This is a genomic window from Ralstonia sp. 1138, assembly GCF_040544795.1.
Lineage (GTDB): Bacteria > Pseudomonadota > Gammaproteobacteria > Burkholderiales > Burkholderiaceae > Ralstonia > Ralstonia flatus.
In genome coordinates this window covers 80714-104771 of sequence record NZ_JBEPKQ010000007.1, presented here as the reverse complement: position 1 = coordinate 104771, position 24058 = coordinate 80714, and the positions used below count along the sequence as shown (strand labels likewise).

At 64.1% G+C, this 24058-nt stretch carries 21 protein-coding genes; 20 read left to right on the top strand and 1 reads right to left on the bottom strand.

What is annotated here, in order from left to right; genetic code table 11:
• The first annotated feature begins 1 nt into the window (after nt 1).
• The 6 genes from ABIC76_RS24060 (at nt 2) to ABIC76_RS24035 (ending at nt 6362) form a co-directional block, all read left to right on the top strand.
• Nucleotides 2–661: a type IV pilus inner membrane component PilO gene (locus ABIC76_RS24060; RefSeq protein ID WP_354535467.1), complete on the top strand. Its 660-nt coding sequence runs from the start codon at nt 2–4 to the stop codon at nt 659–661.
• Entirely contained in the window at nt 658–1203 is a 546-nt protein-coding gene (locus ABIC76_RS24055; RefSeq protein ID WP_343548770.1) for a pilus assembly protein PilP, read from the top strand. The genes ABIC76_RS24060 and ABIC76_RS24055 overlap by 4 nt, the downstream gene beginning before the upstream one ends.
• Before the next feature lie 2 nt (nt 1204–1205).
• Nucleotides 1206–3362 carry a temperature dependent type IV pilus secretin PilQ gene (gene pilQ, locus ABIC76_RS24050; protein ID WP_354535492.1) on the top strand — a complete coding sequence of 719 codons (2157 nt, stop codon included), beginning with the start codon at nt 1206–1208 and terminating at the stop codon, nt 3360–3362.
• A 138-nt stretch (nt 3363–3500) separates the two neighbouring features.
• A complete protein-coding gene (locus ABIC76_RS24045; protein WP_027680248.1) occupies nt 3501–4073 on the top strand; it encodes a shikimate kinase in 573 nt (190 codons plus the stop codon).
• Nucleotides 4070–5176, top strand: a complete 1107-nt coding sequence (gene aroB, locus ABIC76_RS24040) for a 3-dehydroquinate synthase (protein ID WP_354535466.1) — start codon at nt 4070–4072, stop codon at nt 5174–5176. Before ABIC76_RS24045 ends, aroB begins: the two co-directional genes overlap by 4 nt.
• A gap of 19 nt (nt 5177–5195) precedes the next feature.
• The gene (locus ABIC76_RS24035) at nt 5196–6362 is read left to right on the top strand and encodes a deoxyguanosinetriphosphate triphosphohydrolase (RefSeq protein ID WP_354535465.1); all 1167 of its coding nucleotides are present in this window, start codon (nt 5196–5198) and stop codon (nt 6360–6362) included.
• A gap of 216 nt (nt 6363–6578) precedes the next feature.
• On the opposite strand, the gene ABIC76_RS24030 is transcribed toward ABIC76_RS24035, so the two are convergent.
• Nucleotides 6579–7253: an OmpW/AlkL family protein gene (locus ABIC76_RS24030; protein ID WP_102067442.1), complete on the bottom strand. Its 675-nt coding sequence runs from the start codon at nt 7251–7253 to the stop codon at nt 6579–6581.
• A gap of 249 nt (nt 7254–7502) precedes the next feature.
• Between ABIC76_RS24030 and ABIC76_RS24025 the strand changes: the two genes are divergently transcribed.
• From ABIC76_RS24025 to murA, 14 genes are all read left to right on the top strand, one after another.
• Nucleotides 7503–8228, top strand: coding sequence for a transposase (locus ABIC76_RS24025; protein ID WP_354535464.1), 726 nt, complete (start codon nt 7503–7505; stop codon nt 8226–8228).
• A gap of 258 nt (nt 8229–8486) precedes the next feature.
• Nucleotides 8487–13208, top strand: coding sequence for a glutamate synthase-related protein (locus tag ABIC76_RS24020; RefSeq protein ID WP_316885406.1), 4722 nt, complete (start codon nt 8487–8489; stop codon nt 13206–13208).
• 137 nt (nt 13209–13345) lie between these two features.
• Nucleotides 13346–14809 carry a glutamate synthase subunit beta gene (locus ABIC76_RS24015; RefSeq protein WP_102067444.1) on the top strand — a complete coding sequence of 488 codons (1464 nt, stop codon included), beginning with the start codon at nt 13346–13348 and terminating at the stop codon, nt 14807–14809.
• Between the two features lie 175 nt (nt 14810–14984).
• Nucleotides 14985–16016 (top strand): Bug family tripartite tricarboxylate transporter substrate binding protein, encoded by a 1032-nt coding sequence (locus ABIC76_RS24010; protein ID WP_354535463.1) that lies wholly within the window; start codon nt 14985–14987, stop codon nt 16014–16016.
• 228 nt (nt 16017–16244) lie between these two features.
• Complete coding sequence (locus ABIC76_RS24005) at nt 16245–17078, top strand: ABC transporter ATP-binding protein (RefSeq protein ID WP_354535462.1); 834 nt, start codon at nt 16245–16247, stop codon at nt 17076–17078.
• On the top strand, nt 17075–17842 hold the full coding sequence (gene mlaE, locus ABIC76_RS24000) for a lipid asymmetry maintenance ABC transporter permease subunit MlaE (protein ID WP_027680239.1): 768 nt from the start codon (nt 17075–17077) through the stop codon (nt 17840–17842). The genes ABIC76_RS24005 and mlaE overlap by 4 nt, the downstream gene beginning before the upstream one ends.
• 37 nt (nt 17843–17879) lie before the next feature.
• Complete coding sequence (gene mlaD, locus ABIC76_RS23995; RefSeq protein WP_027680238.1) at nt 17880–18401, top strand: outer membrane lipid asymmetry maintenance protein MlaD; 522 nt, start codon at nt 17880–17882, stop codon at nt 18399–18401.
• Nucleotides 18402–18404: 3 nt separating this feature from the next.
• Entirely contained in the window at nt 18405–19208 is an 804-nt protein-coding gene (locus ABIC76_RS23990) for an MlaA family lipoprotein (protein WP_343548777.1), read from the top strand.
• A 152-nt stretch (nt 19209–19360) separates the two neighbouring features.
• Nucleotides 19361–19996: an MlaC/ttg2D family ABC transporter substrate-binding protein gene (locus ABIC76_RS23985; RefSeq protein WP_102067447.1), complete on the top strand. Its 636-nt coding sequence runs from the start codon at nt 19361–19363 to the stop codon at nt 19994–19996.
• Nucleotides 19997–20061: 65 nt separating this feature from the next.
• Entirely contained in the window at nt 20062–20382 is a 321-nt protein-coding gene (locus tag ABIC76_RS23980; RefSeq protein WP_502947898.1) for an STAS domain-containing protein, read from the top strand.
• Between the two features lie 251 nt (nt 20383–20633).
• Nucleotides 20634–21599 (top strand): ABC transporter ATP-binding protein, encoded by a 966-nt coding sequence (locus ABIC76_RS23975; RefSeq protein ID WP_354535460.1) that lies wholly within the window; start codon nt 20634–20636, stop codon nt 21597–21599.
• Nucleotides 21596–22384, top strand: a complete 789-nt coding sequence (locus ABIC76_RS23970; protein ID WP_027680233.1) for an ABC transporter permease — start codon at nt 21596–21598, stop codon at nt 22382–22384. Before ABIC76_RS23975 ends, ABIC76_RS23970 begins: the two co-directional genes overlap by 4 nt.
• A 59-nt stretch (nt 22385–22443) precedes the next feature.
• The gene (locus tag ABIC76_RS23965) at nt 22444–22680 is read left to right on the top strand and encodes a BolA family protein (protein ID WP_024542178.1); all 237 of its coding nucleotides are present in this window, start codon (nt 22444–22446) and stop codon (nt 22678–22680) included.
• Between the two features lie 98 nt (nt 22681–22778).
• Nucleotides 22779–24044, top strand: a complete 1266-nt coding sequence (gene murA, locus ABIC76_RS23960) for a UDP-N-acetylglucosamine 1-carboxyvinyltransferase (RefSeq protein WP_354535459.1) — start codon at nt 22779–22781, stop codon at nt 24042–24044.
• Nucleotides 24045–24058: the final 14 nt, after the last annotated feature.

Sequence of the window (24058 nt, the reverse complement as noted above, 5' to 3'; positions counted from 1 at the left end):
CATGGCGCTCTCGACCGAAATTTCGTTGGAAGACCTGGTCAGCCAGTTCCGTGGCCTGAACCTGAACGAGCCGGAAACGTGGCCGATCGCGCCGCGCATCCTGTTCATGATTCTCTCCGCCGTGCTGGTGATCGGCCTGGGCTGGCAGTTCTATTGGAGCGGCAAGTTTGACGAACGCGACGCCAAGCGCACCGAGCAGGACAACCTCAAGTCGGCATACCAGAGCAAGCTCGCGCAGGTGGTGAACCTCGAAGCGCTGCGCAAGCAGAAGACCGAGGTGGAGCAGCGTGTCGCGAAGCTCGAACTGCAACTGCCCAACAAGACCGAGATGGACGCGCTGCTGGCCGACGTCAACCATGCCGGTATCGCGCGTGGGCTGACCTTCGATCTGTTCCGCCCGTCCGGCGCCGTGATCAAGCCTTACTACGCCGAGATCCCGGTCGCGGTGAAGGTGAATGGTCGCTATCACGACATGGCGCTCTTTGCTGCCGACGTGGCGGCGCTCTCGCGCATCGTCACGCTGCAGAACATCTCGCTGACAGGCACCAAGGATGGCGGCATGGTGATGGAAACGCGCGCCGAGGCCTACCGGGCGCTCGACGCCGACGAGCAGGCTGCCCAGCGCAAGGCGAATGCAGCCGCCAAGGGAGGCGCCAAATGAGGGGCCGCACCGTGAGCCGTCGCCGCATGTCGCGCGTTCTGCGTCTGTCGCCGCTGTGCCTGGCCGTCGTGCTGACGGCCTGCGGCGCAAGCGAAGACGATGAATTGCAGCAATGGATGCAGCAAGCGCGCCAGAGCGTCAGTACGACCGTGCCGCCGCTGCCCGAGCCCAAGCCTTACGCGCCGCGCGAATACACGACCACCAAGCAGACTGATCCGTTCAGCGTGCAGAAGGTGGCAGAACTGTCGCGCGCGCAGAACGAATCGCCGGAACCGAATCGCCGTCGCGAGCCGCTGGAAGACTATCCGCTGGAAGCCTTCAAGCTGGTCGGGACGATGAAGCGCAATGGCGAGACGGAAGGTGTCCTGTCTGTCGGGGACAAGACGCAGCATGTGCATGTGGGGCAGTACATCGGACAAAACTATGGTCGCATCGTCCGCATCGGAGACCAGGAACTCACCCTGCGTGAGCTGGTGCGCGAAGGCACGACCGAATGGAAAGAAAAAATGACGACCCTGAAAGTTCAGGAGAGCGCGCAATGACGATGCGTCTTGTGAAGGGCGGCCTCTCGCAGGCAGCCCGAGTGGCCCGGGGGGGCGCGGTGGCATGGCTTTCGCTGTGCCTGTTCATGGTGGCCGGTCAGGCCGCCGCCCAGCAGGCGGCGCCTGCAGCGGCCGTCTCCGGCAACACGATCGAAAAGGTGGAGCAGGCCACGGCCGGCGAATCCACCGTGGTGACGGTCACGCTCAAGAGCGCGCCGACCCAGAAGCCGGTGGAGTTCAGCACGCAGCAGCCAGCGCGCATCGCCATCGACTTCTTCGGGGCCAGCTTCGCGCAGGGCCGCGCCAATTACCAATACGGCGGCAAGCTGCTGCGTTCGGCGAACGTGGTGCAGATTGGCGACCGTACCCGCGTTGTGCTCGATCTCGCGCGCCAGACGCAATACAAATCGGAAGTGCGTGGTAACCAGTACGTGCTGACGCTGGAAGCTGCGCCCGTGGCCGCGGCTGTCGCGGCGCCGACGTTCTCGGCGCCGACGCCCGTCGCAGGCGCCGAGCGCCCGGCGGTGCGCAACGTTGATTTCCGCCGCGGCGAGGATCTCGCCGGCCGCGTCGTGGTCGACCTGTCGACTGCCAACTCGGCGATCAACATCGCCCAGCAAGGCCAGAACCTCGTCGTGGACTTCGTCGGTGCGACGCTGCCGCAGTCGCTGCGCCGTCGGTACGACGTGAGCGATTTCGGCACGCCCGTGCAGGCCATGCGCGCGACCGACAACGGCACCGGCGCTCGCCTGATCATCGAGCCACGCGGCAACTGGCAGTACAGCTCGTACCAGACCGACACGCAGTTCGTCGTGGAAGTGCGCCCGACCAAGGAAGACCCGAACAAGCTGATTTCCGGCCCGGGCTACCGCGGTGAGCGCCTGTCGCTGAACTTCCAGAACATCGATGTGCGTTCGTTGCTGCAGGTCTTCGCAGACTTCACGAACCTCAACATCGTGACGAGCGACAGCGTGACGGGCACCCTTTCGCTGCGTCTGAAAGATGTGCCCTGGGATCAGGCACTGCAGATCGTGCTGGATTCGAAGGGCTTGGCGTCGCGTCGCAACGGCAACGTGCTGTGGGTTGCCCCGCGCGGCGAGCTGGCCACGAAGGAAAAGGCCGAGCTTGAGTCGCAACAGCAAGTGACCGAGCTGGAGCCGCTGCGCAGCCAGGTGTTCCGCCTGAACTATCAGAGCGCCGGTGACGTGCGCAACATGCTGCTGGGTACCGGGGCTGCCGGCGGGGCAGGTGGTGCTGCCGGCGGTACGACTTCTCGGATCCTGTCCAAGCGCGGCTCGCTCACGGCCGATACGCGGACGAATCAGCTGTTCGTCTCGGACATCCCGAGCAAGCTGGAGGAAGTGCAGGCGTTCCTGCTGAAGATCGACATTCCGGTTCGCCAAGTGATGATCGAAGCGCGCATCGTCGAGGCGGACGACACGTTCAGCCGCAACCTCGGCGCCAAGCTCGGCTTCGCCTCCAAGACGAACGGCGCCGGTTATGGCAATACCTACACCAACGTGGTGTCGCCTGTGACGCAAAACGCCACGTGGGACAACAGCCCCGCGATCAGCTTCCCGGCCAATGGCATCAACGGCGTGAACGCAGCTAGCGTGGCCGTGAGCCTGTTCAACGCCGGTGCCGGCCGCTTCCTGGCGCTGGAGCTGTCTGCGCTGGAGGCTGATGGCCGCGGCAAGATCGTCTCCAGCCCGCGTGTCGTGACTGCCGACAACATCAAGGCGCTGATCGAGCAAGGTACTGAGATTCCGTACCAACAAGCGACGTCTTCCGGTGCGACTTCGGTGCAGTTCAAGAAGGCCAACCTGAAGCTGGAAGTGACGCCCAAGATCACGCCGGACGGCAACATCTTCCTGGACGTGGACGTCAACAAGGACAGCGTAGGTATCCAGACCACCAACGGCTTCGCCATCGACACCAAGCACGTGCAGACGCAGGTGCTGGTCGAAAACGGCGGCACGGTCGTGATCGGTGGTATCTATACGCAGAATGAGCGGACCGACATCAACAAGGTGCCGCTGCTGGGCGACATTCCGGTGCTGGGCAACCTGTTCAAGAGCACCAACAAGATCAACAACCGCACCGAGTTGCTGGTCTTCCTGACGCCGCGTGTGCTCTCCGATCAACTGTCGCTGAAGTAACCGACGGCGGCGTTTCGATCAAAAAGCCCGGCCTCCTGAATGGAGCGCCGGGCTTTTTTGTGTCCTGCGGCGGGGTTTGTGCAGGATGGTGACCAAATGCCACTACAATCAGGCTCAAATTCCTGATTTCACGCGATTTTGTCTGTTTCGAACGTATTTTTCGTCGGCTTGATGGGCGCGGGCAAGACCACGGTCGGCCGGGCGGTGGCGCGTCGGCTCGATCTGCCGTTCTTCGACTCCGACCATGAGATCGAAGCGCGCTGCGGTGTGCGGGTGCCGGTCATTTTCGAGCACGAAGGCGAGGTCGGTTTTCGCGATCGCGAAACCCACATGATCGACGAGCTGACCGCGCGCGACGGCGTGGTCATCGCCACGGGCGGGGGTGCCGTGTTGCGGGCCGAAAACCGGGCGTTCCTGCGCGAACGCGGTACGGTGATCTACCTGCGCGCCAATCCGCATGACCTGTATCTGCGCACGCGCCACGACAAGAACCGGCCGCTGCTGCAGACAGAAAACCCGCGCGCCAAGCTCGAGGAACTGCATGCGATCCGCGATCCGCTGTACCGTGACGTGGCGCATTTCGTCATCGAAACCGGCAAGCCCACCGTCGCGCAGCTTGTTAATATGGTCCTGATGCAACTCGAAGTGGCCGGCATTGTGGCTCCGCCCGCAGGCTCGTCCACCTCCTCGCAAGTCTCCTCTCAGTCATGATTACCGTTGATGTTGACCTTGGCGATCGCGCCTATCCGATCCATATCGGCTCGGGGCTGCTGTCCAAGGCTGAGTTGTTTGCCCCCCACATTCGCAGCGCGCGTGCCGTGATCGTCACCAACGAGACCGTCGCACCGTTGTATGCGGCCAAGGTCGAAGCGGCCATTCGTTCGCTCGGCAAGGAGGTCGACACGGTCGTGCTGCCTGATGGCGAATCGTTCAAGAAGTGGGACACGCTCAACCGCATCTTCGACGCGCTGTTGACCGCAGGCGCAGATCGCAAGACCACGCTGATCGCCCTCGGTGGCGGCGTGATTGGCGACATGACGGGCTTTGCCGCCGCCTGCTACATGCGCGGCGTGCCCTTCGTCCAGGTGCCGACGACGCTGTTGTCGCAGGTCGATTCTTCGGTGGGTGGCAAGACGGGCATCAACCACCCGCTGGGCAAGAACATGATCGGCGCATTCCACCAGCCGCAGGCGGTGCTGGCCGATATCGATACGCTGCGCACGCTGCCGGCGCGTGAGCTGGCTGCAGGCATGGCCGAGGTCATCAAGCACGGCGCGATTGCCGATGCCGATTACTTCGCCTGGATCGAGCAGAACATCAAGGGCCTCAACGACTGCGACACCGACCTGATGACCGAGGCCGTGCGCGGTTCGGTGCGCATCAAGGCCGCAGTCGTGGCACAGGATGAGCGGGAGACCGGTCTGCGTGCCACCCTCAATTTCGGTCACACCTTTGGCCACGCCATCGAAGCCGGTCTGGGCTATGGCGAATGGCTGCACGGCGAGGCCGTCGGCTGCGGCATGGTGATGGCGGCGGACCTGTCGCATCGCCTCGGCTTTATTGATATCGACACGCGTAACCGGATCACTGCGCTGACGCGTGCCGCCAACTTGCCGACGGTGGCGCCGGACCTCGGCGTTGATCGGTTCATCGACCTGATGCGCGTCGACAAAAAGGCCGAAGCCGGCGAGATCAAGTTCGTACTCCTGCGCAAGCTGGGCCAGGCCTTCGTGACCACGGTGCCCGACGCTGATTTGCGCGCCACCTTGCAGCACGCCGTGCTGCGACCGCCGACCGAGGCGCCCGTCGCCTGAGACAAGACGAGATGGCCCGATGAACGACCGATTTGATGTGCCGTCCGCGCCGTTCGATCTCGAAGGCCCTCTCGCTCCCTACGCCGCGCATTCGGCGCAGACGCGCGGCCGCGTCCACGCCGAGCCGCCGTCCACGTCGCGCACCGAGTTCCAGCGTGACCGCGATCGCATCATCCACAGCACCGCTTTCCGCCGGCTCGAATACAAGACGCAGGTCTTCGTGAATCACGAGGGCGACCTGTTCCGGACGCGGCTCACACACAGTCTGGAAGTCGCGCAGATTGCCCGTTCGATCGCGCGCAGCCTGCGCCTGAACGAGGATCTCGTCGAAGCGATTTCGTTGGCACATGATCTGGGCCACACGCCGTTCGGCCATGCCGGGCAGGATGCGCTCAACGATTGCATGAAGCCGTACGGCGGGTTTGAGCACAACCTGCAGAGCCTGCTCGTGGTCGATCGGCTGGAAGAGCGCTACGGCGGTTTCGACGGGCTGAACCTGACGTTCGAAACGCGCGAGGGCATCCTCAAACATTGTTCCCGCAATAACGCGGCGACGCTGGGTGACCTGGGGCGGCGCTTTCTCGAAGGGCAGCAGCCTTCGCTGGAAGCGCAACTCGCCAACCTCGCCGATGAGGTCGCGTACAACAACCACGATATCGACGACGGCCTGCGCTCCGGCCTGATCACGCTGGAGCAACTCGAAGACGTGCCGCTGTGGGCCATCCATCGGCGCGAAGCCGAGGCGGCATTTCCGGACGTCAGCGGCCGACGCCTGATCAACGAAACCATTCGTCGCATCATCAACGCGCTGATCGTCGATCTGATCGGCACCACGCGCACGGGCATCGCTGAAGTCGCGCCGCAATGCATCGACGATGTGCGTGCCGCGCCGGCGCTCGTTGCGTTCTCCGAGCCGATGCGCGAAGAGGCGCGGGCGCTCAAGCGTTTCCTGTTCGATAACCTGTATCGGCATTACCTCGTGATGCGCATGGCGGCCAAGGCGCGCCGCATCATCGACGATCTGTTCGGCGCGTTCATGGATGATCCGCGTCTGCTGCCGCCGCAATACCAGGCGAAAGCCAACCCTGAAGAGCAGCCGCGCTGGATTGCGCATTACATTGCCGGCATGACGGATCGCTATGCCATCAAGGAGCATCGCCGCATCTTTGCGGTGGATGCAGTTTGAGCGACGGCGCTAGCGGGGCGGCTACTCGCTTGCCTACCTCCCCGAACATCCGGCAACTGATCTAAACCGAGCGCCCAAAAAAAATGCCCGGCCGCCCCAACGCATGCCGGGCCGAACGCGCCAACCACCGCCGACGAGCGCCCCCGCCGTCGACGGCCCCTGCGGCACGTCGGTAAAAGTCGATCAGGACAGTGTCGGATCGCTGATCGTCCTCCCTTAAAAGCGATAGCCCAGGCCGACGCCCAGCAGCCACGGGTCAACCTTGACCTTGCTGATGGTCTGGCCGGCCGCCTTCACGTCGGCGCTGATCCAGGTCTTCTTCAGGTCGACGTTGAAATAGAGGCGTTCGGTCAGGCGATAGTCGAAGCCGACCTGCAGCGCCGGGCCGAAGCTGTTCTTGCTGAGGTCGAGCGGGCCAACGCCCGGCACCTGCAGATTCACATTCGAAATGCGCGTGTAGTTGATGCCCGCACCCACGTACGGCTTGAAGCGCGACTCGGGCGTGAAGTGATACTGCATCGTCAGAATCGGCGGCAGGTGGCGGAAATTGCCGATCTTTGTCGGGCCGCCCAGCGCACTTTGCATGACGGTCACGTCGTGCTGCTGCGGGTACGTCAGGATCAGCTCGGCCGCGAGGTGCGGCGTAAAGAAGTACGAGATGTCCAGCTCAGGCAAAACCTTGTTGTTGATCTGAATGGCATCCGCCGGAATGGCAAGCGCCGGCACTGCATCGGACTTGTTGGCGGCTGTCAGGTTGACGGCGCGCAGGCGCACCATCCAATTGCCAGTGGCGGGCGCCAAATCGGTGCTCTGCGCAAATGCGGCCGGGCTGAATCCGGCGGCAAACATGCCGGCGGCTGCGGCGACTGCGGCTAGGCGGTAAAAAGCCATGAAACGCTCCCTCTCGTGTTGTCTCGTGATGTGATGGGAGCCAGTCTCGCGGGGAAGTTGCCTTGCCGATTTGCTTGGGATCAAGTTGGGCCGGTCGTCGATGGCGCATCGGGCCGCCGATTTGACGGTACGCAAACTTCGCCGTTGCGCCCCCGCGACAGCGTCATGCAAGCGTTTGCGCTCTAAAAATTGGGGACAGATTCGCGAGCTCCGGCTACGATGGTGCTTTTCTTCCCCCTGTTTTTTCCCATGGCTCGCCTGCCTCGTCTCAGTCCAATCGATGTCCCGGTGCACGTGTTGCAGCGCGGCAACAATCGCCAGACCGTCTTTCGCGGCGACGACGACTACGCGTTCTATCTCGACACGCTGCGCATGGCCGCCCGCGAGCATGACTTCGCCATCCATGGGTTTTCGCTGATGCCGAATCACGTCCATCTGGTGGGAACACCCAAGGTGGCGGATAGCCTCTCGCGAACGCTGCAGGCCGTGGGACGGCGCTATACGCGCTACTTCAACGCTGCGGCGGATCGCAGCGGCACGTTGTGGGAAGGGCGTTTCCGCTCGACGGTACTGGACCCCGCCGAGTGGGTGCTGCCGATCCTGTTGTACGTGGAATCGAACGCCACACGCGCAGGCCTCGTCAGCACGCCGGAGGAAGATCGATGGAGCACGTATCGTCACCACGTCGGCATCCAATCCATTCCGTGGGTGAGTGACCACTATTGCTATTGGCGGCTTGGCAACACGCCGTTCGAGCGGCAGTCGCGATACCGGACGTTGTGGCACGAAGGTCTGGGTTCAGACCAGCTGACGCAGATCCGCCAGCATGTGCACAGCGGTTGGCCGCTCGGCAACGAGGCGTTTCTCGCTACCTTGGCGCGCACCGGAGGCCGTCGCGTTGCCCCATTGCCCAAGGGGCGGCCGCCTCGTCGCACCGCAGAAGTGGGAACGGAGAGCAGCGCGCGCATCGAATAGGGGCGGCGACGCCGTCATGCAGACGACATCAATCGCACCGATTTTGATCTGTCCCCATTAATAAACCCGCACTGATGTCGTGCATTTATTAATTTGTTCCGACCCCATTTAAAAAATTTTGCCTGTTACGGGCCACTCTTTTATATTCGTTTCACCCCGCATTCATGGTGCGGCGCGCCATTGCTTGTCTGCCACCGCATCCGCACCATCGCGAGGGCCTCCCACGGCGCGTTGCACCTACAACCTCGGAAGATCGCCGTGGAACAACATTCCTTCCCCATCACGCCGTCGGCGCCGTCGGCCCAGGGTCTGTACGACCCGACCAATGAACACGACGCTTGCGGCGTCGGCTTCGTCGCCCACATCAAGGGCAAGAAGAGCCACGAGATCGTCCAGCAAGGCTTGCGCATCCTGCACAACCTCGACCACCGGGGCGCCGTCGGTGCCGACCCGCTGATGGGCGACGGGGCAGGCATCCTGCTGCAGATTCCCGATCAGTTCTTCCGCGAAGAGATGGCCAAGCAGGGCATCAACCTGCCGCCGGCCGGCGAATACGGCGTCGGCATGATCTTCCTGCCGAAGGAACACGCCTCGCGCCTCGCTTGCGAACAGGAACTTGAGCGCACCGTGCGTCTGGAAGGCCAGGTTGTGCTGGGTTGGCGCGACGTGCCGGTCGACAAGACCATGCCGATGTCGCCCACGGTGCAGAAGACGGAGCCGGTGATCCGCCAGATCTTCATCGGGCGCGGCCGCGACATCATGACCACCGATGCGCTGGAGCGGAAGCTGTACGTGATCCGCAAGACCGCCAGCCACGCCATCCAGGCGCTCAAGCTCAAGCACGGCAAGGAATACTTCGTGCCGTCGATGTCGGCGCGCACGATCGTCTACAAGGGTCTGCTGCTGTGCGAACAGGTCGGCCGCTACTACCAGGACCTGGCAGACCCGCGCACGGTGTCGGCGCTGGCGCTGGTGCATCAGCGTTTCTCGACCAACACGTTCCCTGCATGGGAACTGGCGCACCCGTACCGCATGGTTGCGCACAACGGCGAAATCAACACCGTCAAGGGCAACGTCAACTGGATCAACGCGCGTACGGGCGGCATCTCGTCGCCGGTGCTGGGCGATGATCTGCCGAAGCTGTGGCCGCTGATCTATCCGGGTCAATCGGATACGGCTTCGTTCGACAACTGCCTCGAACTGCTGACAATGGCCGGCTATCCGCTGGCCCAGGCGATGATGATGATGATTCCGGAAGCGTGGGAACAGCACACGCTGATGGACGACAACCGTCGCGCTTTCTACGAATACCACGCTGCAATGATGGAGCCGTGGGACGGCCCCGCCGCCATCTGCTTTACCGACGGCCGCCAAATCGGCGCGACGCTCGACCGTAACGGCCTGCGTCCGGCGCGTTATTACGTCACCGACGACGACATGGTCGTGATGGCGTCCGAAGCCGGCGTGCTGCCGATTCCCGAGTCGCGCATCGTCAAGAAGTGGCGTCTGCAGCCGGGCAAGATGTTCCTGATCGACATGGAGCAGGGCCGCATCATCGACGACAAGGAACTCAAGGACAACCTGGCCAACGCCAAGCCGTACAAGAGCTGGATCGACGCCGTGCGCATCAAGCTCGACGAGCTGGAAGCCAAGCCGGAAGACGTGGCGGCAGAGACCAAGCCGGCCGCCAAGCTGCTGGATCGCCAGCAGGCCTTCGCCTACACGCAGGAAGACGTCAAGTTCCTGATGGCCCCGATGGCCGCCAACGGTGAAGAAGCCGCCGGCTCCATGGGCAACGACAGCCCGCTGGCCGTGCTGTCCTCCAAGAACAAGACGCTCTACAACTACTTCAAGCAACTGTTCGCGCAGGTCACGAACCCGCCGATCGACCCGATCCGCGAAAACGTGGTGATGTCGCTCGTCTCGTTCATCGGGCCGAAGCCGAACCTGCTTGAGCTGAACAACATCAACCCGCCGATGCGTCTTGAAGTGAGCCAGCCCGTGCTGGACTTCAAGGACATGGCGAAGATCCGCAACATCGAGCACTACACCGGCGGCAAGTTCATGGCTTACGAGCTGAACATCTGCTACCCGGTGGCCTGGGGCAAGGAAGGTATCGAAGCGCGCCTGGCCTCGCTGTGCGCCGAAGCCGTCGATGCGGTCAAGTCGGGCTACAACATCCTGATCGTGTCCGACCGCGCGGTCGACGAGAAGCAGGCAGCCATTCCGGCGCTGCTGGCTACGTCCGCCATCCACCATCACCTGGTGGAAAAGGGCCTGCGCACGAGCACCGGTCTGGTCGTCGAGACCGGTTCGGCCCGCGAAGTGCATCACTTCGCCCTGCTGGCCGGCTACGGTGCGGAAGCCGTGCACCCGTACCTGGCGATGGAAACGCTGGCCGAACTGGCACCGGGCCTCGGCCTGACCGCCGAGAAGGCGATCTACAACTTCACCAAGGCGATCGGCAAGGGCCTGCACAAGGTGATGTCCAAGATGGGCATCTCGACGTACATGTCGTACACCGGCGCGCAGATCTTCGAAGCGATCGGTCTGTCGCGTGAACTGGTCGACAAGTACTTCCAGGGCACGGCATCCAACGTGGGCGGCATCGGCATCTTCGAGGTGGCTGAAGAAGCGCTGCGCTTGCATCGCGACGCCTTTGGCGATGCGCCGGTGCTGGCCAACATGCTGGACGCCGGCGGCGAATACGCCTACCGCGTCCGCGGTGAAGAGCACATGTGGACGCCGGATTCGATCGCCAAGCTGCAACATGCGACGCGGGCGAATTCGTACCAGACGTACAAGGAATACGCGAACCTCATCAACGATCAGAGCAAGCGGCACATGACGCTGCGCGGCCTGTTCGAGTTCAAGGTGGACCCGGCGCGCGCGATTCCGCTGGAAGAAGTCGAGCCGGCCAAGGAGATCGTCAAGCGCTTTGCCACGGGCGCCATGTCGCTGGGTTCGATCAGCACGGAAGCGCACACCACGCTGGCCGTGGCGATGAACCGCATCGGCGGCAAGTCGAACACGGGCGAAGGCGGTGAAGACGAGCGTCGTTACCGCAACGAGCTGCGCGGCATTCCCATCAAGCAGGGCACGAAGCTGTCGGACGTGATCGGCCGCGAAGTGGTCGAGCGCGATCTGGAACTGCAAGAAGGCGATTCGCTGCGCTCGAAGATCAAGCAGGTGGCGTCGGGCCGGTTTGGCGTGACGGCCGAGTACCTGGCGTCGGCCGATCAGATCCAGATCAAGATGGCGCAGGGCGCGAAGCCCGGCGAGGGCGGCCAGTTGCCCGGCCACAAGGTGACGGATTACATCGGCAAGCTGCGTTACGCAGTGCCGGGCGTGGGCCTGATCTCGCCGCCGCCGCACCACGACATCTATTCGATTGAAGACCTGGCGCAGCTCATCCACGACCTGAAGAACGTGAACCCGCGTTCGGACGTGTCGGTCAAGCTGGTGTCGGAAGTGGGCGTGGGCACGGTGGCGGCAGGTGTCGCCAAGGCGAAGGCAGACCACGTGGTGATCGCGGGTCATGATGGCGGCACCGGTGCTTCGCCGTGGTCGTCGATCAAGCATGCCGGCACGCCGTGGGAATTGGGCCTGGCCGAGACGCAGCAGACGCTGATGCTCAACGGCCTGCGCAACCGCATCCGCGTGCAGGCCGACGGCCAGATGAAGACCGGCCGTGACGTCGCGATCGGTGCGCTGCTGGGCGCCGACGAGTTCGGCTTTGCGACCGCCCCGCTGGTGGTTGAAGGCTGCATCATGATGCGCAAGTGCCACCTGAATACCTGCCCGGTCGGCGTGGCGACGCAGGATCCGGTGCTGCGCAAGAAGTTCTCGGGCAAGCCCGAGCACGTGGTGAACTACTTCTTCTTCGTGGCCGAGGAAGTGCGCGAAATCATGGCGCAACTGGGCATCCGCACGTTCAACGAACTGATCGGTCGCGCGGATCTGCTCGACACGAAGGCCGGTATCGAACACTGGAAGGCCCGCGGTCTGGACTTCGCGCGCATCTTCTACCAGCCGGCGAAGAAGGAAGGCGAACCGTGCTACCAGGTCGACGTGCAGGACCACGGTCTGGATCGTGCGCTGGATCACCAGCTCATCGAGAAGTCCAAGGCTGCGCTGGAGAAGGGCGAGCGTGTCTCGTTCATCCAGCCGGTGCGCAACGTCAACCGTACGGTGGGCGCGATGCTGTCGGGCGAGGTCGCCAAGCGCTATGGCCACGAAGGTCTGCCTGATGATTCGATCCACGTGCAGATGCAGGGCACGGCCGGCCAGTCGTTCGGCGCGTTCCTGGCGCACGGCATCACGTTGGATCTGGTGGGCGACGGCAACGACTACGTGGGCAAGGGCCTGTCGGGCGGCCGCGTGATCGTGCGCCCGCCGCACGAGTTCCGCGGTGAGCCGACGTCCAACATCATCGTCGGCAACACCGTGCTGTACGGCGCGCTGGCCGGTGAGGCGTTCTTCAACGGCGTGGCAGGCGAGCGCTTTGCGGTGCGCAACTCCGGCGCCACCACGGTAGTGGAAGGCACGGGCGACCACGGCTGCGAATACATGACCGGCGGCACGGTCGTCGTGCTCGGCGCTACCGGCCGCAACTTCGCGGCAGGCATGTCGGGCGGCGTGGCCTACGTCTATGACGAAGACGGCCTGTTCGACAAGCGCTGCAACACGGCGCAGGTCGCACTGGAATCCGTGCTGTCGGCGGCCGACCAGGAGAAGGCCCACACGCCGTCGACCTGGCACAAGGTGAACGGCGAACGCGTGCTCGACGAGCAACTGCTCAAGGCACTGGTGGAAAAGCACTTCCGCTACACCGGCTCCGAGCGTGCCAAGGAACTGCTGGCCGACTGGAACAACGCGCGCCGCCGCTTCGTCAAGGTCTTCCCGACCGAGTACAAGCGTGCGCTGGCCGAGATGTACGAACGCGAACAGGAAGCCGGCCGCGAACAGATCGCTGCCTGATTCCAATCGACTGGGCGAATGGCTGATCCGATCGGCCGTTCGCCACCACCGAATACAACGCAACCTCACAAGACAGGCTCGACTGCCTGGCTAGCACGACTGTGCCGGCAGAGCAGCATCGGGCCAGGAAGGACACCATGGGCAAGGCGACCGGTTTTCTCGAATTTCCCCGCCAGAACGAGGCATACGAAGCGCCCGAAGCGCGCGTGAAGCATTACAAGGAATTCGTGTTCGCGCTGGCGGACAACGAGGCCAAGATCCAGGGCGCACGCTGCATGGACTGCGGCATTCCGTTCTGCAACAACGGCTGCCCGGTCAACAACATCATCCCGGACTTCAATGACCTGGTGTATCGCCAGGACTGGAAGACCGCGATCGAGGTGCTGCACTCGACCAACAACTTCCCCGAGTTCACGGGCCGCATCTGCCCGGCCCCGTGCGAAGCGGCTTGCACGCTGGGCATCAACGAACTGCCGGTGGGCATCAAGTCGATCGAGCACGCCATCATCGACAAGGCCTGGAAAGAAGGCTGGGTCGCGCCGCAAGTGCCGAAGCACAAGACTGGCAAGACCGTGGCCGTTGTCGGCTCGGGCCCGGCTGGCATGGCGGCAGCGCAGCAACTGGCGCGCGCCGGTCACGATGTGACGCTGTTCGAAAAGAACGACCGCATCGGCGGCCTGCTGCGCTACGGCATCCCCGATTTCAAGCTGGAGAAGGCGCAGATCGACCGTCGCATGCAGCAGATGGAAGCCGAGGGCGTGACGTTCCGCACCGGCGTGATGGTGGGCGACAAGACGGTTCCGGCCGGCATCACCAACGACGCACGCGAGACCATCGCCGCGGAAGAGATCCTCAAGCAATTCGACGCCGTCGTGCTGACGGGCGGTTCGGAAGTGCCGCGCGATCTGCCGGTGCCGGGCCGTGATCTGGACGGCGTGCATTACGCGCTCGAATTCCTGATCCCGCAGAACAAGGAAGTGGCCGGCGATGCGCCGAACCCGATCCGCGCCGACGGCAAGCACGTCATCGTCATCGGTGGCGGCGACACGGGTTCGGACTGCGTTGGCACGTCCAACCGCCATGGCGCCGCATCGGTCACGCAATTCGAACTGCTGCCGCGTCCGCCCGAAGAAGAGAACAAGCCGCTGGTGTGGCCCTACTGGCCGATCAAGCTGCGCACGTCGTCGTCGCATGACGAAGGTTGCGAGCGCGACTGGTCGGTCGCCACCAAGGCGCTGATCGGCGAGAACGGCCGCGTGACGGGCCTGACCGCCGTTCGCCTCGAGTGGAAGGACGGCAAGATGGCCGAGGTCGCGGGCAGCGAATTCACCCTCAAGGCCGATCTGGTCCTGCTGGCGATGGGCTTTACCAACCCGGTCGGCGGCGTGCTGGATGCCTTTGGCGTGACGAAGGATGCGCGCAACAATGCGCGTGCCTCCACCGAAGGCGACAACGCCTACGCCACCAACGTGCCGAAGGTGTTTGCCGCCGGTGACGTGCGCCGCGGCCAGTCGCTCGTCGTGTGGGCCATCCGCGAAGGCCGCCAGGCTGCCCGCGCAGTCGACGCGTTTCTCATGGGCCATTCGGAACTGCCGCGCTGACCACGTGGTGGAATCGATTGGTTCAGGCCCGCCTCGGCGGGCCTTTTTGTTTGGTGTGTCCATCATGGCGCGGGCGGGCGCGTCTTCATGGTTTACATCGACATGGTTTACATGAGTGCAGGGCGGGCGGGCCGGTTTCTAGAATGAAATCCTCCCCGTGATCCCAGCACCGCCCATGCGCACCTGCGCCAGCGATATGCCCGCAGAAGTGACCGACGCGCCCAATCGGCAGCGGCGCCGCGCCTTGGCCTGGCTGGGTGTGCTGCCGGCGGTGCTTGCGTCTCCGGCGCATGCGCTGTTGCGCGGATATCCCTCGCAGCCTATGCGCCTTGTGGTGCCGGCCGCCGAGGGCAGCGCTTTCGATGCGCTCGCCCGCGCGCTCGCCGCGCAGCTCCAGGCGCAGGTGGGCCGGCAGGTCGATGTGGAGGACCGCCCCGCCGGCAACGGCATGGCCGCCGGCGAGACGGTCGCGCGTGCGCCGTCCGACGGGCATACCTTGCTGCTCCACCAAACCACGTTTGTTGCCCAGCCAGCGCTGGAGGCGGCGTCGTACGATCCGCTGCGCGACTTCCAGCCGGTCGCCATGGTTGCGACGCTGCCGCTCTTTCTTGCGGTCGATGCGCGGCTGCCGTTCTCTTCTGTGACGGAACTGCTCGCGCAGGCCCGCGCCGACACGGTCACCGTGAATTGCGGGTCGGATGTCGCCGGCACCTGGTCACACCTCGTCGCCGAGCAGTTTGTCCGCGATTACGCCTTTCACGCGCCGCACGTCGCCGTCCGCGGAGAAGCCGGCCTCGTGCAGCAGGTCCTGGCGGGCCGCATGGCCGCCTGTTTCGCCTGCTATCCGAGCGTGGCGGCGGCAGCGGCCAACGGCCAGCTGCGGTTGCTCGGCGTCACGGGCGATGTACGTTCGCGCTTGGCACCGGCTGTGCCGACGCTGCGCGAAAGCGGCCTCGCCGGATTTGATCGCAGTGCGTGGATCGGTGCCTTCATGCCGGCGCGCACGCCGCGCCTGCTGTCGTTGCGCGCCGCGGCGGAGTTACGTCGCGCGATTTCGGCAAGCGACGTACGCGACACGTTGCGGGCCGGGGGCTTCGAGCCGGAATGGGACGCGCCCGACACGTTCGCGCAGGCCGTCCGCCGCGACGCCACGCATTGGCAAGGGGTGATTCGCCAAGCCGATCTGCGGCTGGATAGTGGCGAATAAGCCGCTTTCTCGCGGCGTGCGCACTGTCTTCCGCCACCTGCAAGGGCCGCGTGGGGGCATCGCGGCGCCCAAGCCACACACCGTGTCGGTAAGCGCAGCGTGACCGGCGGGGCACGCGGGTTTCCCCCTATAATGGCGGGCCGCGCCAAGCTGGTGCGGCAGCCAAGACAACAAGATGCGGCACTGCATAGCCGCCAACCCGTCGAGCCCTCTGCACCGAACTCCACCGTGTCCACCGAGCCTTCCAACGCCGTTGTCGAACTCGATCAGGTCGATTTCGCCTACCAGCCAGGTGCGCGGCGCATCCTGTCCGGCCTGTGCATGCGCGTGCCGAAGGGCAGCGTGGTGGCCGTCATGGGCGGCTCCGGCTGCGGCAAGACGACGATTCTCCGGCTGATTGGCGGCCAGGTGAGCGCCGCCGCGGGCACGGTCCGCGTGCACGGTCAGGACATCGGCGCCATGGACAAGCGCGCGCTGTACGACGCCCGCCGCCAGATGGGCATGCTGTTCCAGTTTGGGGCGCTGTTTACCGATCTGTCCGTGTTCGACAACGTGGCATTTCCGCTGCGCGAACATACCGAACTGCCCGAGCCGCTCATCCGCGATCTGGTGCTGATGAAGCTGAACGCCGTCGGCCTGCGCGGAGCGCGCGACCTGATGCCCTCGGAGATTTCCGGCGGCATGGCGCGGCGCGTGGCGCTGGCGCGGGCGATTGCGCTGGACCCGTCGCTCATCCTCTACGACGAGCCGTTCGCCGGGCTGGACCCGATCTCACTGGGCCTCACTGCCTCGCTGATCCGCAAGCTGAACGACGCGCTGGGTGCGACGAGCATCATCGTCTCGCACGACGTACAGGAAACGTTCCACATTGCCGATTACGTCTATTTCATTGCCAACGGTGGCATTGCCGCCGAGGGCACGCCGGCCGAGCTGACCGCATCGACCGATCCGTTCGTGCGCCAGTTCGTGCACGGCGAGGCGGACGGCCCCGTGCCGTTCCACTATCCCGGGGCGCCGCTGGCCGATGACTTCGGTCTGGGCAAGGTCGGAGGCGCGCGATGATTTCCACCATCGGCCGCTTCGTTCTGGTGCTGATCAGCCGCTTCGGCTATGCCGCGCGCACGTTGATTTCACTGATCGCCGCTTCCGGCGATGTGCTGCGCCGCCCACGTCTGGTCGTTGAGCAGCTGCGCTTTGTCGGCAACGATTCGTTCATCATCATCGCGGTGTCGGGTCTGTTCGTCGGTTTCGTGCTCGGCTTGCAGGGGTACAACACGCTCAACCGCTACGGCTCCGAACAGGCGCTGGGCCTGCTGGTGGCCCTGTCGCTGGTGCGCGAACTGGGCCCGGTGGTGACAGCCTTGCTGTTTGCCGGTCGCGCCGGTACCTCGCTCACCGCCGAGATTGGCCTGATGAAAGCCGGCGAACAGCTGATCGCCATGGAAATGATGGCCGTCGATCCGCTGGCCCGCGTGCTGGCGCCGCGCTTCTGGGCGGGCTTCATCGCCATGCCGTTGCTGGCGGCGATTTTCAGTGCCGTGGGTATTCTGGGCGGATACTTCGTCGGCGTGGGGCTGATTGGTGTGGACCCCGGCGCGTTCTGGTCGCAGATGCAGGCCGGCGTCGATGTCATGGATGACGTGCTGAACGGCGTCATCAAGAGTTTCGTGTTTGGTGTGGCGGTCACCTTCATTGCCCTGTATCAGGGGTATGAGGCCAAGGCCACGCCGGAAGGCGTCTCGCGCGCGACCACCCGCACGGTGGTGATCGCGTCGCTCACCGTGCTGGCGCTGGATTTCGTGCTCACGGCGCTGATGTTCAGCTGAGCCGCCGGTTGTCGTTAGCGTTCAACGAGAAAAGATCATGCGTAAAAGCGTCCTCGATTTCTGGGTCGGCCTGTTCGTTCTGGTAGGCATCATCGCGCTGCTGTTCCTGGCGCTCAAAGCGGGCAATATGAGTTCGTTCTCGTTTGCCAAGACCTACCAGGTGAAGGCGGCGTTCGACAACATCGGCGGGCTGAAGGTGCGGGCCCCGGTCAAGAGTTCGGGCGTGGTGGTCGGCCGGGTGTCGCAGATCCTGTTCGACGACAAGAGCTATCAGGCGATTGCCGTGCTGGAGATGGACCAGCGCTATCAATTTCCGAAGGACAGCTCGGCCAAGATCCTGACATCGGGTCTGCTGGGCGAGCAGTACGTGGGCATCGAGCCGGGCGGGGATTCGGCCATGCTGGCCAGCGGCAGCAAGATCACCATGACGCAGTCGGCGGTGGTGCTGGAAAACCTGATCAGCCAGTTCCTCTACAGCAAGGCAGCAGATGCCGGCGCTGGCAGCGGAAATGGCGGTGCCGGCGCAGCCAAGCCGGCCGAGGGCAGTGGGAGCAAATAAACCATGAAAACAACAACATCTATCCGTACGTTGCGCGGCTTTGCGCTGGCCGTGGCCGCAGGCGCCACGCTGCTGGCCGGCTGTGCCACGGGGCCGAATGCGAATCCGGCAGACCCGTTGGAACCCTTCAATCGCGAAGTCTTCCGCATCAACGAAGACCTCGACAAAGGCGTGCTGAAGCCCGTTGCCCAGACGTACGTCGATGTCGTGCCGTCGCCGGCGCGCACTGCGGTATCGAACTTCTTCTCGAACGCGGGCGATGTCTATTCGGCCGTCAACAACCTGCTGCAATTGAAGGGCACGGCAGCGCTGGAAGACACCATGCGCGTGGCGATCAATACCGTGCTGGGTCTGGGTGGCCTGATCGACATTGCATCGGATGCCGGCCTGCCCAAGCACAAGGAAGACTTCGGCCAGACGCTTGGCGTGTGGGGTGTGCCATCCGGCCCGTACGTCGTGTGGCCGCTGCTCGGCCCCAGCACCGCGCGTGACACCGTGGGTTTCCTGGTCGACTGGCAGATGGACCCGCTCACGTACTGGCACGACAGCACGATCACCTATTCGCTGGCTGCGCTGCGCGTGATCGATGTGCGTGCCAATCTGCTCGGCGCGAGCAATGTGTTCGAACAGGCCGCGGTCGACAAGTACACCTTCCTGCGCGACGCCTACCTGCAGCGCCGCCGCTACCTGATCTATGACGGCAACCTGCCGGAGGATCAGGACAGCAAGACGTCGCCGGATACCGGTGACGCCACGGTTTCGCCGTATCAGCGCTTTACGCCGAACTGGCCGGTATTCCGCCGCTGAGCGGACCACGTAACACCGTCGCCACAATGGTGACAAGGCGTAAAACAGGCCGTGCCGCGCGAACTTGGCAGCGGACGGTCTGTTCTAATCGCCAGCAAGATTGCAGTGAATCTGCTGCAAGCGACCCGAAAATCACACTATAAGGACGCGATATGTTGAACAAGCTTCTCCGCTCCCTCTTCGCAGGCCTCACGCTGACGGCCGCCGTGGCAGCTGCCCCGGTTCATGCTCAAGAAGCCGACGCACAAGCGACCGTCAAGACGGCTGTGGACGATGTGCTCACCACCATCAAGAGCGATCCGGAACTCCGCAGCGGCAACATGGCCAAGGTGTTCCAGCTGGTCGACCAAAAGATCGTGCCGCGTGCCGATTTCAAGCGCACCACGCAGATCGCCATGGGCCGCTTCTGGACCCAGGCGTCGCCTGAGCAGCAGCAACAGATTCAGGAAGGCTTCAAGACCCTGCTGATCCGCACTTACGCCGGCGCGCTGTCGAACGTGAAGAATCAGACCGTTTCGTACAAGCCGTTCCGTGCCGCCGCCGACGACACCGACGTCGTGGTGCGCTCGACCGTGAACAACAACGGCGAGCCGGTGGCCCTGGATTACCGCCTCGAAAAGACGGCCGGTGGCTGGAAGGTGTACGACATCAACATCAGCGGCCTGTGGCTGTCGGAAACCTACAAGAACCAGTTTGCCGATGTCATCAGCAAGCGCGGCGGGGTGGCTGGCCTGGTGAGCTTCCTGAACGAGCGCAACGCGCAGCTTGAGAAGGGCCCGGCAAAATAAGCCGCCTTCCGGTAGAATCAACACAGCGGTCAACTCTGGCCGCTGTTTCTTTTTCTGGTGCCCCCATTTCCGCCATGTTGACCTTGTCCGGCCCGCTGACTCACCGCGAAGCGCCGCGCGTTCTGCGCGAGGGCGAGGCGCAGCTCGGTCAGGCGCGCGAAGCCGGCATTGCCGCGTTGCACGTCGATTGCGCCGGCTTGTCGCAGGTCGATTCGTCTGCGCTGGCGGTGCTGCTGTCGTGGCAGCGCACGGCGCAGGATGCCGGTATCGCACTCGATATCGCAGGCGCTCCGCGGACGCTGTTCAACCTCGCCGCGCTGTACGGCGTGGAATCTCTGCTCGCTCTTGCGCCGGCCACTGCCGACCACCACCACGCACGACATTGAGGCGGCGTCCGGTGCGGGGCGCGGGGCGGTTGCCCTGAACCCGACATCGCGATGCCGCGCTCCGGCCGGGGCGTCGCGAGCGCGCCTGGCATTCGCGGTTCGGCGTCTTCAGTGGTGACGCCGTGAGTTGGTCCAGTTCCCCTATAATTCTGGGTTTGTCGCTCTGCCGTCGCCGTGTGCGGCGTCCGCTGCCGTGATCGCCACGTCGATTCATGGCCACGACATGCGCAGAGTAGTTCACTTTGTCGGCCATGAAAGCCATCGAAATCGCTGACGTCCGCAAGCGCTACAAGTCGTTGCAAGCGCTCAAGGGCGTGAGCTTGTCTGTCGAGCAGGGCGAGTTTTTCGGCCTGCTGGGCCCCAACGGCGCGGGCAAGACCACGCTGATCTCCATCCTCGCGGGCCTGAATCGTGCCGATTCCGGCAGCGTGCGCGTGCTCGGCCACGACGTCGTTTCCGACTACCGCACCGCGCGCCGCAAGCTCGGCGTGGTGCCGCAGGAACTGGTGTTCGATCCGTTCTTCACGGTGCGCGAAACGCTGCGCCTGCAGTCGGGCTATTTCGGCCTGACCAAGAATGACGATTGGATCGACGAGGTCATGGCCAACCTGGACCTGACCAACAAGGCAGACGCCAACATGCGCGCGCTGTCGGGCGGCATGAAGCGACGCGTGCTCGTGGCGCAGGCGCTGGTACATCGCCCGCCCGTGATCGTGCTGGACGAGCCGACCGCCGGGGTGGACGTCGAGTTGCGCCAGACGCTGTGGAAATTCATCTCGCGCCTGAACCGCGAGGGCCACACCGTCGTGCTGACCACGCACTATCTGGAAGAGGCCGAATCCCTGTGCGACCGCATTGCCATGCTCAAGTTTGGCGAGGTGGTGGCGCTCGATCGCACGGCGAATCTGCTGTCGCAATTTGCCGGGCTGCAATTGGTGCTGAGCTTTGCGAAGGGCGCGCTGCCGGCATCGCTCGAAAGCCTGCGGCTGTCTGGCAACCACGGCGAGCGCGGTGTGCGTCTGCGGCTGTCGGGCTACGGCGAGGTCGAACAGATTCTCTCCACGTGCCGCCTTGCCGGCTGCGAGATCGACGACATGGAAGTCGCCAAGGCCGATCTGGAAGACGTGTTCGTGCAGATCATGCGCCGCGAAGGCGGATTGCCCGTCGGCCCCCAAACGCCTGCCATTCCCGATTCTGCGCTGGAGCCCGCTGCATGAATGCCATTCCCGAGAGCTTGCCGGGCCGTTGGGTCGGTTTCCGCACGCTGCTGTACAAGGAAGTCCTGCGCTTCTGGAAGGTGAGCTTCCAGACCGTCGCCGCGCCGGTGCTGACGGCGCTGCTGTATCTGCTGATCTTCGGCCACGTGCTCGAAGATCGCGTCAAGGTGTTCGACCAGTTGAGCTACACCGCCTTCCTGGTGCCCGGCCTGGTGATGATGAGCGTGCTGCAGAACGCGTTCGCAAACAGCTCGTCGTCGCTCATCCAGTCGAAGATCACCGGCAACCTGGTGTTCATCATGCTGCCGCCGCTGTCGCACTGGGAGATGTTCGGCGCGTATGTGTGTGCTTCCATCATTCGCGGGTTGGCCGTGGGGACCGGTGTGCTCGTCGTGACGACCTTGTTTGCGCACCTGCACTTTGCGCAGCCGCTGTGGATCATCGTGTTTGCCGTGCTGGGCGCGAGCGTGCTGGGCACCTTGGGGCTGATCGCCGGTATCTGGGCTGAAAAGTTCGACCAGCTCGCAGCGTTCCAGAACTTTCTGATCGTGCCGGCCACCTTCCTGGCAGGCGTGTTCTATTCGATTCATTCACTGCCGCCGTTCTGGCAGGCGGTGTCCCACGCCAACCCGTTCTTCTACATGATCGACGGCTTCCGCTACGGCTTCTTCGGCGTGTCCGATGTGCCGGTGGCGACGAGCCTCGGCGTGATGCTGATCGCGCTGGTCGTGGTGGGGGGAGTGGCCCTGCAGATGCTGCGCACGGGCTACAAGCTGCGCCATTGACGCGTCGATAACAAAACGAACGACGCTCACCCTAACGTTTTGCAGGAGAAGGGACGGCCATGTTGCCCACACCCGAACAAGTCAAGCAGTACATCGAAACCGGCCTGCCGTGCGAGCACCTCGAAGTCGAGGGCGACGGCCAGCACTTTTTTGCCACCATCGTCAGCGCGCAATTTGAAGGCAAGCGGTTGATCCAGCGTCACCAGCTCGTCTACGCCGCGCTGGGTGAGCGGATGCGCGCCGAAATCCACGCGCTGTCCATGAAGACGCTCACCCCGGCGGAGTGGCAGTCCTGATGGCCGAGCTTGATCCCACCCCGGTTACCGTTTCAACCGACTCCGACCTTGCGCTCGCCGAGCGCCCCTCCCACAGTGATCGACGAGACGTCTCGCTCATGGACAAACTGCTGATCGAAGGCAATGGCCCGCTGTCGGGCGAAATCCGCGTGTCTGGTGCCAAGAACGCCGCGCTGCCCATCATGTGCGCCGCGCTGCTGACGGCCGAGCCGCTGGCGCTGAGCAACGTGCCGAACCTGCAGGACGTGCGCACGATGCTCAAGCTGCTGCGCCAGATGGGCGTGGAGGGCGTGCTTGACGGTCACAACCTCACGCTCGACGCTGCCACCATCCACACGCCCGAAGCTTCGTACGACCTCGTGAAGACGATGCGTGCGTCGATCCTGGTGCTGGGCCCGCTGCTGGCGCGTTTCGGCCATGCGCGTGTGTCGCTGCCGGGCGGTTGCGGCATCGGCGCGCGGCCGGTCGATCAGCACATCAAGGGCCTGCAGCTGATGGGCGCCGAGATCGTGATCGAACACGGCTACATCGAAGCCAAGCTTCCTGATGGCGCCAAGCGCTTGCGTGGCGCGCGCATCGTCACCGACATGGTGACGGTCACGGGTACGGAAAACCTGTTGATGGCCGCTGCACTGGCCGACGGCGAAACCGTGCTCGAAAACGCCGCACGCGAGCCGGAAGTCACCGACCTCGCCAATCTGCTCGTGAAGATGGGCGCGCGCATCGACGGCATCGGCACGGACCGCCTGGTCATCCAGGGCGTCGAAGCACTGCATGGCGCCGCCCACACCGTGATTGCCGATCGCATTGAGGCCGGCACGTTCCTGTGCGCCGTGGCAGCAGCCGGCGGCGACGTGACGCTGCGCGGCGTGCCGCCGGGCATCCTCGATGCCGTGCTCGACAAGCTGCGCGAAGCCGGCGTGACGCTTACCACGGGCGACGACTGGATCCGTGTACAGATGACGGGCCGCCCCAAGGCCGTGAGCTTCCGCACGTCGGAGTACCCGGCGTTCCCGACGGACATGCAGGCGCAGTTCATGATGCTCAACGCCATTGCCGAAGGCTCTGCCACGGTGACGGAGACCATCTTCGAGAACCGCTTCATGCACGTGCAGGAACTGAACCGCCTGGGCGCCAATATCGTGATCGACGGCAAGACGGCCGTGGTGACGGGCGTCGAGCAACTGTCGGGTGCGACCGTCATGGCAACCGACCTGCGCGCTTCGGCCAGCCTCGTCATCGCCGGGTTGATTGCGCAGGGCGAGACGCTGGTCGATCGCATCTATCACCTTGATCGCGGCTACGACCGCATCGAAGACAAGCTGTCCGCTGTCGGCGCCAAGATCCGCCGCATTCAAGCGTAAGGTAAGGAACCCGC